This is a genomic window from Chitinophaga caeni (assembly GCF_002557795.1).
Classification (GTDB): Bacteria; Bacteroidota; Bacteroidia; order Chitinophagales; family Chitinophagaceae; genus Chitinophaga; species Chitinophaga caeni.
Genome location: NZ_CP023777.1, coordinates 3,717,600 through 3,731,539 on the forward strand (window position 1 = coordinate 3,717,600; position 13,940 = coordinate 3,731,539).

Consider the following 13,940-nt stretch of genomic DNA (forward strand, 5'->3'; position numbering starts at 1 on the left):
AGTATTGTAGATTCTTTCCTTGACTAAAGTATTGTATCTATATGAGATTGGATACCAATGAAGCGATAGCTTCTTTGACTGTTGATTTAGACAAAGATCTACAGCTACTCAGAAAAAAATTGAGAAGGCAAATGCCCGCAAAGAAAAAGATTATTGTTAGAGACCTCAGTTGGCTATCATTCAACGCCCGTGTTTTGCAGGAAGCTGCCGATTCAAATGTTCCGCTGCGTGAACGGCTCCGTTTCTTGGCTATCTTCTCGAATAACCTCGATGAATTTTTCCGCGTACGCGTCGCTACCCTGAAAAGGATGACCAGTATCGGCAAATCGGCCAAGATGCACCTGGAAGAAAATCCGGACAAGATACTGGAAGAGATTCAAACGACCGTAATTCACCAGCAACAGGAGTTTAACCGTATTTACAAGGAAATTATCGATGAGCTTGCCGCTCAGAAAATATTTATTAAAACGGAAAAACAGCTCAACCGGGAACAACAGAAGTTCGTACTCAATTACTTCAACGATGAAGTGAGAACAAATATCATCCCGCTGATGATTGAAAGTATCCAGAATTTCCCGAACCTCCGCGATAAATCGATCTACTTGGCAGCCGTACTGGCCAAGGAAGATAACAGTATCCGGCAGAAGTTCGCGTTAATCGAAATCCCTACCAAGTTATTACCACGGTTCATCATCCTTCCGTCGAAAGATGGCGAACATAATATAATCTTGTTGGAAGATGTGATCCGCTTTTGTTTGCCGAATATATTCTCGTATTTCGGCTACGATAAATTTACGGCACACATCATCAAGGTTACCAGGGATGCCGAGCTGGATATCGATAACGACTTGTCTACCAGCGTGATCCACCAACTTGAGAAAGGAATTAAAGCCCGGAGGAAAGGGAAACCGGTTCGTTTTGTTTATGATAAAGATATAGACCCGATCCTGCTGGAATACTTGATGCGGCGGATGGGCTTGAGCAAGAAAGATAACCTCATTCCCGGTCAACGGATCCACAATTTCAAGGACTTTATGGATTTCCCGGCGAGCGTTTTCCACCATAAGCTCCACCTGCGGAAGTCCTTCATCCACCCTTTATTTATAAATGCGCCCAGCGTGATGCATGTGATCCAAAAGCAGGATGTCATGCTGCATTTCCCGTACCAGTCTTTCGATACTATTATCGATTTATTGAGGGAGTCGGCCATCGACCCGAACGTGAAAACGATCAAGATAACAGCATACAGGTTAGCAAAAGAATCGAAAGTGGCCAATGCACTGATTAATGCCGCGAGAAACGGGAAAGATGTAACCGTTGTCATCGAACTAAGGGCACGTTTCGATGAAGAAGCCAACCTGAAATGGAAAAGTCGTTTCGAAGAAGAAGGTATACGGGTACTCATCGGCGTACCGGGGATGAAAGTACATGCGAAAGTATGCGTCATCAAGAAACGTGTTGGAAACAAGACGATACAATGCGGGTTCGTAAGTACCGGGAACTTGAACGAGTCTACTGCCAGGTTTTACGGCGATCATTGCCTACTCACCGCGAATAGGGCTATCATGGCCGATATAAACAGGATATTCAAATACCTCGAAAGTCCCAAACATGACCTGGACATTTTAGCGACCTGCACCATGATGCCGGCAAGTCCTTATAATATGAGGAAATTCTTTACCCGGTTGATAGATAAGGAAATCAGGAACGTGAAAAATAAGAAAGCTGCCGGTATCACGATCAAGATGAACTCCCTGAGCGACGAATTTATGATCCTGAAATTATACGAAGCAGCCAAGGAAGGTGTGCCTATCAGGATGGTGACCCGCGGGATCTGCTGCGCCTACACGCATAACAAACATTGGAAGGAAAATATGGAGGCTGTGAGTATCGTGGATGAATATTTGGAGCATGCCCGGGTGGCCATATTTCATAATGAAGGTAAACCGAAGGTATATATATCATCGGCAGATTGGATGGTGCGTAACTTGGATCACCGCGTGGAAGCCGCGGTGCCTATCCTGGATCCAGGTATCCAGCAGGAGTTGATCGATATCATGAATATCCAATTTGAAGATAATGTGAAGGCCCGGATATTAGATAACCACCAGAAAAATGAATACAAGCGCAGGCCCGGTAAAAAGATACAAGCACAAGTTGAAATATATAAGTACCTCCATGAAAAATCTACTAAATTAGAGGCTCAAAATTATTAAGCCACTAAATTATGGTGTAGTTCTTGTGCAACACACCTCGAAAAAATGTTTTATTGTATAGATGAAGTTAGCTGCAATTGATATCGGTTCCAATGCCGCAAGATTATTGATCTCGGATGCATCCCCGAATTTGAACGGTGAAATGGATTTTACCAAAGTAAACCTGGTGAGGGTGCCATTGAGATTGGGTTTTGACGTTTTTACCAAGGGGCGTATCTCGGACAAAAAAGCCGATAACCTCGTTAATACGATCAAGGCATATAAACATTTACTGGAAGTGTACGAGGTAAAGTACCTAAAGGCTTGCGCCACTTCCGCCATGAGGGATGCTGAAAACGGTGCCCAGGTCATGGAACGTGTGCAGCAGGAAACCGGCTTAAATATCCATATCATTTCCGGGCAGGAAGAAGCTACCTATATTTATGAGAACCATGTCGCGGAAAATCTAGATAAAACAAAATCTTACCTATATATAGATGTCGGCGGTGGTAGTACCGAGTTGACCTATTTCAGCGGGAATTCATTACAAAAGAAAGCCTCCTTTAATATCGGGACGATCAGGATTTTGCAGAACCAGGTGACGGAAGATCATTGGCAACAATTAAAGGACTTCGTAAAAACAAATTTAAAACCGGCCGATAACCTGGTAGCTATTGGTTCCGGTGGTAATATCAACAAGGTTTTCTCCCTTTCAAAGCGTAAAGAAGGTAAACCACTCTCCATTCAAACATTAAAAGATTACCTGAAGGAATTTAGTAGTTTCTCCGTGGAAGAACGGATTCATGTTTATAACCTGCGCGAAGACAGGGCCGATGTAATCGTTCCCGCACTCCAGATTTATGTCAATATCATGAGATGGGGAAATATAGAAGAAATCTACGTTCCCAAAATTGGCCTGGCCGATGGATTGATTCACGCGTTATACAATGAAATTAGCGCCCACAGCTAAAAAAATAGCCCGAAATTCAAATTATAATGTAACCTTTGTGATTTTGACCATAAAATTTGCTGCGATATGTCGGTAAATAAAGAGATTAGAAGAGTGACAACCCATGTTTTACAAAAAATGAAACATGATGGGGAAAGGATTAGCATGCTTACAGCCTACGATTTTTCCATGGCCAAGATTTTTGATGATGCCGGGATGGATATTTTACTGGTCGGTGATTCAGCCTCCAACGTTATGGCAGGCCATGAAACAACCTTGCCGATTACGCTGGATCAAATGATTTACCATGCGGCATCCGTAGTCAGGGCCATAAAAAGAAGTTTCGTCGTAGTTGATTTACCTTTCGGTTCTTACCAAGGTAACTCCAAGGAAGCGCTGAACTCTACTATCCGGATCATGAAGGAAACCGGGGCGCACGGCATCAAGATCGAAGGTGGTGAAGAGATTATCGAATCAGTTAAAAGGATTATTTCGGCGGGTGTGCCCGTCATGGGGCACTTGGGCTTGACCCCGCAGTCTATTTATAAATTCGGAACTTATGCCGTTAGGGCAACGGAAGATGCCGAGGCGCAAAAGTTGCTAAAAGACGCACAATTATTACAGGAAGCAGGTTGTTTCGCGATAGTTTTGGAGAAAATCCCCGCTTTATTGGCTAAGCAAGTGGCGGAAACCCTCGAAATTCCCGTAATCGGGATCGGCGCCGGTAAATATGTTGACGGGCAAGTTTTAGTCATGCACGATATGCTGGGAATCAACAAGGAATTTAAACCGCGTTTCTTACGTCGCTATTTGAACCTATACGATGATATTTATAATGCTACCCAGCAATATATAAACGATATTAAAGACCGGGATTTCCCGAATGATTCTGAACAATACTAGTTCTCATTGCAGTTCGAGGATCGGAAGTTCCCGAACTGCAACTGGATTTTTACCATTGCCTACCCTGCTACCCGTTCTGAATTCTCGCTTAAAATCAGTATATTCGTACTGTTTTGAATTATCTGCTCAACATACAGCTTTCTTTGTTGTCCTTCTTAAGAAGTACTTGCTCGCATGTGCCTTGATGGTGCGTGTTTCATTAACCCGTTTTTAATCAATTTTCCTGGTAAATAGTAATCAACGGATGTTTAGCATGATCTTTTCATGTTAAGCGTTGTTATTAAATATATTGGAATCAACTGCTTCCGAATTCAAAATAAATTATACACCATGACTACATTAGAGATCGTTCTAGATGGACTAATGACACGTTACAAGCAACGCGTACCCGATGTACCGGCAATTATTGATGCCATGATCCAAGAAGGGATTATTGAGAAAGCATCAGATATTGAAAATGACCATATCGCTTTCCGCACGATGGGCGTAGAACACCTGGGCATACAATCCTTTGAAAAGATTTTTTTACACCTGGGATATACTAAAAAGGATTATTATTATTTTCCTGCCAAACAACTAGATGCATATTGGTATGCACCTCCAAGCAACGAATACCCCAGGATCTTTATCAGTGAACTGCGGGTGAAAGACTTAAATGAACAGACGCAGCGATTAATAAAAAGCTATACAAATGAAGTGTCGGCAGATCCTGTTGATAATTTAGATTTAGATAATGGGAACGCAATCGATACATTCTTGCATAGCGCATTGTGGAGAACTCCAACCTTGGCCGATTATAAAGAATTATCTGCGGTGAGCGAATATGCTGCCTGGGTCATTTATAACCGTTACTATTTGAATCATTTCACGATCTCCGTTCATAACTTGAAACCGGGCTATAATACAGTAGATGAATTCAACGAATTTTTGAAATCGAAAGGATTTAAACTCAATAATTCCGGCGGAGAAACCAAGAAAAGTCCCGATGGGTTGCTACTTCAAAGCTCAACCGTGGCCAGGATGATAGAAGCAACTTTTGCTAACGGGGAAAGCGAAAAAATTCCCGGATCATACGTTGAATTTGCAGAAAGAAAAGTATTACCGCAATTTGCCCAACTCCCGGCTAATGAAATTAAAAGAGAGCACCGCCGGGAAGGCTTCGAAGCTAACAATGCCGACAAAATATTTGAAAGCACTTATTCGGCTCAAACCGGGCGTTAGAAGACTTTTTGTGGCAATATTTAATGTGTTTATATGCAAGGACAAGGACTTTAAACCTTGTCCTTTTATTTATACTGAAATGCCAACTGAACTTCAGGGAGTTTTCCATATTTCGAATTTCTTGCTGGTTCGAGCTTCAAGTCCATAGGTGTTCGAAACATTGATTTTCGTGATGAGCCATTGCATTCTATCCGGAAACAATCTGCCCTACCTGCTAGTTCGAGCTTCCAAGCTCGGACTCCCATATGTTGCTACGTGCTACTGATAGGGTATCCTGTTCGGCAGCATAAGAAATACAACAATTAACAGCGAATGGTACAAAAAGTACGTGCTTTTTCGTTTTTGGTACAATTGTAAATGTCCTTAATTGTGCGTAGGTCCGAGCTTGGAAGCTCGAACCAGCAAGGGTTTTGAGTGGTTTGGGAAAGTGTTCAATACCAGACCTAGGTTTCGAACACCTGTCACTTCCAAGCTGTAACCAGCAAGGGTTTTGAGTGGTTTGGGAAAGTGTTCAATACCAGACCTAGGTTTCGAACACCTGTCAATTCCAAGCTCGAACCAGCAAGGGTTCTCAACCTTGCATTTCGAGATGTGCCATTGCATTTTAACTGGAACTGCTACCTTTGAGTGGACATATAGTTAAGCTCTTTCCTTAACTTTGAATACAATGAGTAAAAAAGAAAGAAGGAGTTATGATAAATCCTTCAAACTGATGGCAGTAGAATTGCGCAGAAGTGGCAAGCCAGCCGTAACTGTTGCAAAAGAATTGGGTATAGCTGCGGAAATGCTTCGTCGCTGGACCAGGGAGTTCAGTGTACATGACACCCGTAGTTTTCCTGGCAATGGAAAACAGGATCTGACACTGGAGCAAAAGGAAATCCAGGCCCTGAAGAAAGCACTCCAGGAAGCAGAATTGGAAAATCGGATACTAAAAAAGGCAGTGAGCATTTTCTCCAGGGAAGACAACAAATATTCAGGTTCATAAAGGACCATCAGGCAGAATTTGATGTCGAGAAGATGTGCAAGGTGTTCAAAGTAAGCCGTAGTGGCTATTATGCCTGGTCAATAAGAAAACCATCAAAACTTTCCCTGTACAGGCAAGTGCTTTGCAAGGGAGTTGAAGATATCTACCACAAAAGCAAAGGCAGATACGGCAGCCCTAAAATAGTTGCCGAACTTAGGTCTATGGGACTGCATGCCTCCAGGCCCAGGGTGGCCAGGATCATGAAGGACAAAGGGTTTCGCAGTATTATTACAGGCAAGTTCAAAGTATGCACGACAGATTCTAACCATAAACTGGAAGTGTCGGCCAATATCCTCAATAGAGAATTTACTGCCAGGGCACCATCAGAGAAATGGGTTTCTGATCTGACTTACATCCGGACAAAAAACGGATGGCTTTACTTAACAGCCATCATGGACCTGTTTGACAGAAGGATTGTTGGATGGTCCATGAGTACAGGTATGACAACCAGGGAGACTACTGTTGCTGCCTGGAATATGGCGATTAGAAATAGATCCGTGGCACCCAATATGGTTTTTCACTCAGACAGAGGTGTACAGTATGCCAGTGAGGAGTTCAGAGATCTGCTAAAAGGCAACTCTGTACAACAGAGTATGAGTAGAAAGGGCAACTGCTGGGATAATGCTGTAATGGAGAACTTCTTCAAGATACTTAAATCAGAAACCGGCCACCATACTGTATATGATTCAGTAGAAGTCGCAAAAAAAGAGCTGTTTGAGTTCATCGAAATATGGTATAACAGGCAGCGAAGGCATTCAATATTAGGGTATTTGCCACCCGAAGAATTTAGTAAATCTATTCTAAAAAAAGCAGCTTAATAAGTTGTCCATTTTTTTGTTGCAAATCCATTAACCAAACAATCTGCCCCCCGCTCCCCGCTAGTTCGAGCTTCCAAGCTCGGACTCCCACATGTTGCTACGTGCTACTGATAGGGTATCCTGTTCGGCAGCATAAGAAATACAACAATTAACAGCGAATGGTACAAAAAGTACGTGCTTTTTCGTTTTTGGTACAATTGTAAATGTCCTTAATTGTGCGTAGGTCCGAGCTTGGAAGCTCGAACCAGCAAGGGTTTTGAGTGGTTTGGCAAAGTGTTCAAAAACCGAACCTAGGTTTCGAACACCTGTCACTTCCAAGCTCGAACCAGCAAAGGTTTTGAGTGGTTTGGCAAAGTGTTCAATACCATACCTAGGTTTCGAATACCTGTCAATTCCAAGCTCGAACCAGCAAGGGTTTTGAGTGGTTTGACAAAGTGTTCAAAAACCGAACCTAGGTTTCGAACACCTGTAAATTCCAAGCTCGGACCAGCAAGGGTTTTGAGTGGTTTGGGAAAGTGTTCAATACCAGACCTAGGTTTCGAACACCTGTCACTTCCAAGCTGTAACCAGCAAGGGTTTTGAGTGGTTTGACAAAGCGTTCAAAACCCAAACATTGGTTTCGAACACCTGTCACTTCCAAGCTGTAACCAGCAAGGGTAATGGACATTTGGCCACCGCATTCAAAAGCCGAACCGGCCATTTTAATGTGGTAGCCGCTCCTTCCATTTACCATATACCCAGGTTCCTATTGTTGCGAAAAAGATGGTTACTAAAACCACGGTATAGCCAGAGCCTACCTGCGCGAACAACGGTCCCGGGCAAGCGCCGGTAATTCCCCAGCCCAATCCGAATATTAAACCACCGTAAACATTCCCTTTGCTAAATTCCTTTTTCGGTATGACAATAGACTCCCCCTCAATGGATTTCATTTTTAATTTCTTAATGATCCAGATGCTAAACATCCCTACAACAATAGCGCTGCCAATAATGCCATACATATGGAAGGACTCCAATCGGAACATCTCCTGTATCCTATACCATGACATGACTTCACTTTTTACCAAGGCAAAGCCGAATAATACGCCCAATAACAAGAACTTTATATATTTCATATGCTATATCATCTTAAGGATTAAAGGCATCAAGATATTCACTGTAAAAAATCCCCCTGCCATAAAGCAAATCGTTGCTACCAATGAGGGCCATTGTAAACTCGCGATACCCATAATAGAATGCCCGGAGGTACAGCCACCCGCGTAACGTGTACCGAAACCCACCAGGAAACCGCCTATTGCAAAAAAGAAGAGCCCCGGCCAACTGAATAGCTGCTGCCAGGAAAATATTTCTCCCGGTAGTAAACCTGTACTGTCTTGTATACCGTATCGCTGCAACCAAGCTAATGTGCCTGCGCTTACATCCACCCTCGAAACATCTCCTACCTGGGTTGCTATGGCTGCACCTATTACGATGCCTGCCACGAAAAGCATATTCCATCGTTGCGATTTCCAGTCATATTGGAAGAATTTTATCCCGGCGGGAAGGCAAGCCGCACACATATGCCGGAAGACGGAGGAAATACCGAATGTTTTATTACCCGCCAATAACAAAGCCGGAACTATTAAACCAATTAAAGGGCCGGCAATATACCAAGGCCACGGTTCCTTCAGGATATTCATATTAATTTATTAAATGTGTATGTAAATATTTATATAAACATAGTGATTTATATATATGTTCAGACAGATAAAATTGAATTTACCAGGCCCGTTCAAAAATTGTAGCTTTGATGATCTATTGACAAGAAGAGGAATCAAAACATGCAAAACATCTTACAACAATTCCAATTAACAGGAACCCATGCCGGTGTGTCAACCGGTTCTAGCTGGTTACAGTCAACAGGTCAATCCATTGACTCCATGTCCCCGGTAGACGGGAAATTAATTGCCGGCGTGCAAAGTGCAGACAGGGCTTCATACGATGCTGCCATCGAATCTGCACAAGCAGCTTACCTTAAATGGAGGGCGATCCCGGCTCCAAGGCGCGGTGAAATAGTACGACAAATCGGTGAATCTTTACGTAAAAATAAAGAAGCACTCGGAAGGCTGGTTTCCTTTGAAATGGGAAAAAGCTTGCAGGAAGGCTTCGGTGAAGTACAGGAAATGATCGATATCTGCGATTTTGCCGTGGGTTTATCCCGCCAATTACACGGCTTGACGATGCATTCGGAAAGGCCGGGTCATAGAATGTACGAACAATGGCACCCCCTTGGCATCGTGGGAATTATTTCGGCCTTTAATTTCCCGGTAGCGGTATGGAGCTGGAATAGTATGCTGGCTTGGGTATGCGGAAATGTATGCATCTGGAAACCATCAGAGAAAACGCCGCTTACTGCAATTGCCTGCCAAAAAATTACAGCGGAAGTCTTCGCAGCTAATGATATCCCCGAAGGTGTTTCCTGCTTGGTAATAGGCGGTCGCGATGTAGGTGAATGGATGGCCCAAGATAAGCGCATCCCCTTGGTATCAGCCACCGGTTCTACGAGGATGGGTAAAAGTGTAGCTGCCACCGTAGCATCCAGGCTCGGGAAATCATTGTTGGAACTGGGTGGTAACAACGCCATAATCATTACGCCCGATGCCGATTTGGATATGTCATTAATCGGCGCCGTATTTGGTGCTGTCGGTACCGCGGGGCAACGTTGTACTTCCACCCGCCGCTTAATCATTCATGAAGATGTATACGATGCTTTCGTGTCCAAGCTGGTCAATGCTTATGGACAATTACGAATCGGTGATCCATTAGACGAAAATAACCATGTAGGTCCATTGATTGATACGGATGCAGTGAAAGCGTACCTTACATCTATCGAAGAATGTAAAGCTGAAGGTGGTAAATTCTTGGTGGAAGGCGGTGTTTTAAAAGGCGCGGGATTCGAATCTGGATGCTATGTGAAACCTTGCATCGCGGAAGTAGAAAACCATTATAAAATCGTTCAGCACGAAACTTTTGCACCGATTTTATACGTGATGAAATATAAAACTTTGGATGAAGCAATAGCCATGCAAAATGGAGTTCCGCAAGGACTGTCCTCTGCTATCATGACCACTAACTTGCGGGAAGCCGAGCAGTTCCTTTCCAATGCCGGTAGCGACTGTGGAATCGCCAATGTCAATATCGGTACTTCAGGGGCTGAGATCGGCGGGGCTTTCGGTGGAGAAAAAGAAACCGGCGGGGGCCGCGAAAGTGGATCCGATGCATGGAAGGCATACATGCGCAGGCAAACAAATACTATTAACTATAGTACTCATTTGCCTTTAGCACAAGGCATTAAGTTCGATTTATAGAAAATTATACAAGGTGTCCGTTGTAGGTAAGTACGGCGGTTTCCGTTTGAGCAGATTTACGAAAATAGCGGGGTGGAAACCCCGCTTTTCGTTAAACGGAAACCATGCTTATGAGAAAGAAATATAACGGTGTTATATTCTCCCTGGTATAAATATTAAACTTTTTTCTGAATTTTCATATTATACTTTTGTGCTACTACCCTCTCATGGCTGCTTTCAACAGCATTTTCTTAACCAAAATTTTCTTGTTAAATTTTAGCTAAATATTTCTATTTCTCCCCCTGGTGGCGACCTTACAGCATTTACCACTCATCAAATTTCTCGTTGGATTTTAGGATTTAAAAAGTTTATAAAAACTAAAAAAAATTTTCCTTTCAATTATTTTTTAGCATAAATCTTTTAAACAATACTCATATATGGGTAATTTTTCAACAGCTTATTTTTTTCAAGATGACTAGATAATTTTTCATCTATAAAATGGGTAAGATAATATTCATTATCAAACGCTTCTGAACGTCGCAGGAAAAAAATATCCACAGTTATTCTTTCATAACTTTAATTATATCTCTGGAAATCAACGCGATATACCCCTTTTATTCTATTGAAATTGTTAATTAACCCGCTGTATTCTGTTCTAGCTGATAAATACAACGATCATGTTGTAAAAATGTACATGGGATTACATAGTTGTAATTAATATTCATGGACTTAGGGAGTTAGCTTCCCCTCATGGTTGCTTTAAAGTTTGCACCAACATTTCATAGGTCGCCATAATTCTTTTTTGTTCTCCTAGCAAATAATCACCCGTAAATGGTGAACCACAATCTTCATTATTGACTTGGTGGATTAGTTTGCCGTTTAAGAAGTAACTCCTATCTTCAACAACCCCGCTATGATCATTATTAAGTGATTGACTGTTACTGTCTACGTTGGTTAAATTAGCATCATAATACACCGGTCTATTGTATGTATAAGATCGCTCAATTACAAATGAAAGTTGATCATCTAACAGGTAGTATTCTTCTAACCGCTGAAAGGTTTCACTAAAATGATAAGTTATAATTTTCTCCAATTGCCCGTTCAAAAAATAGTACCTGGCCCCGCCCCTGCTGGTCGAGGTATCGAGCCCGCGGGATTCTATGCTTGTCCACTTGGTAATAGAATTTACCCGCTTGAAATTTTTCCAGATGGGTTCTAATTCATGGCTTAAATATTCATTAATTGGCTGATCTTCTTTGTTGAAAGTTTCGTGTAGTTGAAGTGTATCGTGTTGAAAACTATTAATCGGAACAGAAGGAGAAACGATATTGGGGTGGTTTTCCTTCTTATTGCCCGTTAAACAACCGGAACTCAAAAATGTCAACCAGCATAATGTAAGCAAGTATTTCACGGGATCGTTTTTTTGAATATTATCATGGCTTTACAGCTACTATTTAGTATAAAAATAAGAAAGTTTTATAATGCCCGGTATCTAAAAGTATACATTCTCAACGGTATCCCGCAATGCAGAGATAAGAAGTTTAAAAAGTCTAACATATTAATAATTAACTATTTACAACTTTTATTCCCCGCATAGAATTACGCTTGTCTTACCCCCATTCGCTTGGCCCAAACAACCGATTATATAATAATCAACGTGTAACTAAACTCTTTTTACATACCTTTAACCAATTGTGGTATTTATATTGATTAAATGCCCTTGAGCAAACTTTTTCTAAACATGAATTTATTTAGTAGATCTAAAGCAGTATTGGCTGGTGTAGCGTTGGTAGCTGCTTTTTCTTTTTCGGCCGAGGCCCAATATAGACCGGCTCCCGTACCAAAAAACTGGCAATTATTAAGCTATGAAAAGGATAGCGTTTTCGGTGTCGGGGCTGAAAAGGCTTACCAGGAGCTTTTAAAAAATAAAAAAAGTACCCCCGTTATCGTGGCCGTAATCGATTCCGGGATCGACACTACCCATGAAGATTTAAAATCCATTCTATGGGTTAACCCGAAAGAAATCCCAGGTAACGGCATCGATGATGATAAAAACGGTTACGTGGATGATATCCACGGTTGGAATTTCCTAGGAGGTAAAGACGGCTCCAGCGTTAAGGAGGATTCCGATGAGGCTTCCCGTGAATATTACAGGTTGAAGAAAAAATACATCGATCCGGATTCCGCGTTGGCCAACGACCCAAAAGAGTTAGCCTATTGGGAGTCCCTTAAGAATAAAATCGAACGCCCTGCTGCTCAAAACAAGGTAACCTACCGCACCATGTTGAGGGTTAAGGAAAATATGGATAAAGCTGAAAATATCCTTACCAGTTCCTTGCATAAAGAGGATTTTACGATGACTGACCTGGATAGCATCAGCAGCTTGGATGAAGATGTGTTGGCTGCCCGCGGTCTCGTGATGAGAATCATGGAAAGCACCGGTGAGCAGGATGTTAAATATTCTACGCTTAAAAATGAATTAACCGAGTATATAGCGGACCTGAAACGTAAAGTGGAAAATGCCAATGGTGAACCGGAAGATATGCGTGCCAAAATAGTTGGCGATGACCTCAATGACATCAACGACCGCTTCTACGGCAACAACGATATAACCGGCCAATTCGCATTCCATGGAACGCACGTGGCTGGTATCATAGGCGCTATTAGGAATAACAACCTCGGTATGGACGGTGTGGCCGATAATGTTCGTATCATGGCCGTGAAAGTAGTTCCAGAAGGCGATGAACGTGATAAAGATGTTGCCCTTGGTATCCGCTACGCGGTAGATAACGGTGCGCAGATTATCAACATGAGCTTCGGTAAAGGCTTTTCCCCTCAAAAACAATGGGTAGATGATGCCATTAAATACGCTGAAGAAAAAGGTGTATTATTGATTCATGCCGCGGGCAATGATGGTGAGGACATCGATTCGGTTAATAATTTCCCTACTCCTAATTTCAACGACGGTACAGTTGCAAAAAATGTAATTACCGTTGGAGCTATGGGTAACGGTCGCGGAGATACGAAAGTTGCGCCTTTCTCGAACTACGGTAAGAAAAACGTGGATTTATTCGCGCCGGGTGTACAAATATATTCTACTATCCCCGGGGGTAACAAATACGGAAGCGCGAGTGGAACAAGTATGGCTTCCCCGGTTGTTGCGGGTGTTGCTGCGTTGGTGTTGTCATATTACCCCGACTTATCTGCTACACAGTTGAAATACATCCTCGAAAAATCTGCTACGGCTTTGCCGGATGGTACGACCGAAGTGAATTTGCCGGGTGATCGTAATGAAAAGATTGCTTTTACCGAATTGAGTAAAACCGGTGGATTAGTAAATGTTTATGAAGCTTTGAAATTAGCGGCCACTATCAAGGGCGAAAACCATAAACAAAAAGCTAAAATGAAACCGATCAAAAGAGGTTAATATAAATTCATTGAATAATTAAAAATGGGAAGTTGAGCAATCAATTTCCCATTTTTCGTTTTATACTATATGTATGTGTC

11 protein-coding genes are annotated in these 13,940 nt (G+C 42.3%); 8 read left to right on the plus strand and 3 right to left on the minus strand.

From position 1 onward, the window contains the following. The first annotated feature begins 41 nt into the window (after positions 1 to 41). From ppk1 to COR50_RS15580, 6 genes are all read left to right on the plus strand, one after another. Positions 42 to 2,216 (plus strand): polyphosphate kinase 1, encoded by a 2,175-nt coding sequence (ppk1, locus tag COR50_RS15555; RefSeq protein WP_232516185.1) that lies wholly within the window; start codon positions 42 to 44, stop codon positions 2,214 to 2,216. Positions 2,217 to 2,277: 61 nt separating this feature from the next. Then, the gene (locus COR50_RS15560) at positions 2,278 to 3,165 is read left to right on the plus strand and encodes a Ppx/GppA phosphatase family protein (RefSeq protein WP_098194838.1); all 888 of its coding nucleotides are present in this window, start codon (positions 2,278 to 2,280) and stop codon (positions 3,163 to 3,165) included. A gap of 66 nt (positions 3,166 to 3,231) precedes the next feature. Further along, the gene (panB, locus tag COR50_RS15565; RefSeq protein WP_098194839.1) at positions 3,232 to 4,047 is read left to right on the plus strand and encodes a 3-methyl-2-oxobutanoate hydroxymethyltransferase; all 816 of its coding nucleotides are present in this window, start codon (positions 3,232 to 3,234) and stop codon (positions 4,045 to 4,047) included. A 330-nt stretch (positions 4,048 to 4,377) separates the two neighbouring features. After that, positions 4,378 to 5,268 (plus strand): DUF1338 domain-containing protein, encoded by an 891-nt coding sequence (locus COR50_RS15570; protein WP_098196270.1) that lies wholly within the window; start codon positions 4,378 to 4,380, stop codon positions 5,266 to 5,268. A 667-nt stretch (positions 5,269 to 5,935) separates the two neighbouring features. Then, entirely contained in the window at positions 5,936 to 6,253 is a 318-nt protein-coding gene (locus COR50_RS15575) for a transposase (protein WP_098194840.1), read from the plus strand. After that, positions 6,250 to 7,110, plus strand: coding sequence for an IS3 family transposase (locus tag COR50_RS15580; RefSeq protein WP_232516366.1), 861 nt, complete (start codon positions 6,250 to 6,252; stop codon positions 7,108 to 7,110). Before COR50_RS15575 ends, COR50_RS15580 begins: the two co-directional genes overlap by 4 nt. A gap of 701 nt (positions 7,111 to 7,811) precedes the next feature. Here COR50_RS15580 and COR50_RS22475 read toward each other — a convergent pair. Together COR50_RS22475 and COR50_RS22480 are read right to left on the minus strand one after the other, a co-directional pair. Further along, positions 7,812 to 8,222, minus strand: a complete 411-nt coding sequence (locus COR50_RS22475) for a DUF6691 family protein (RefSeq protein WP_198405668.1) — start codon at positions 8,220 to 8,222, stop codon at positions 7,812 to 7,814. Positions 8,223 to 8,225: 3 nt separating this feature from the next. Next, positions 8,226 to 8,786 (minus strand): YeeE/YedE family protein, encoded by a 561-nt coding sequence (locus COR50_RS22480; protein WP_198405669.1) that lies wholly within the window; start codon positions 8,784 to 8,786, stop codon positions 8,226 to 8,228. 141 nt (positions 8,787 to 8,927) lie between these two features. Between COR50_RS22480 and amaB the strand changes: the two genes are divergently transcribed. After that, positions 8,928 to 10,454 carry an L-piperidine-6-carboxylate dehydrogenase gene (amaB, locus tag COR50_RS15595; RefSeq protein WP_098194842.1) on the plus strand — a complete coding sequence of 509 codons (1,527 nt, stop codon included), beginning with the start codon at positions 8,928 to 8,930 and terminating at the stop codon, positions 10,452 to 10,454. A gap of 727 nt (positions 10,455 to 11,181) precedes the next feature. Here the strand turns inward: amaB and COR50_RS15600 are convergent. Further along, positions 11,182 to 11,844 (minus strand): hypothetical protein, encoded by a 663-nt coding sequence (locus tag COR50_RS15600; protein WP_098194843.1) that lies wholly within the window; start codon positions 11,842 to 11,844, stop codon positions 11,182 to 11,184. Between the two features lie 330 nt (positions 11,845 to 12,174). Between COR50_RS15600 and COR50_RS15605 the strand changes: the two genes are divergently transcribed. Then, complete coding sequence (locus COR50_RS15605) at positions 12,175 to 13,860, plus strand: S8 family peptidase (protein WP_098194844.1); 1,686 nt, start codon at positions 12,175 to 12,177, stop codon at positions 13,858 to 13,860. Positions 13,861 to 13,940: the final 80 nt, after the last annotated feature.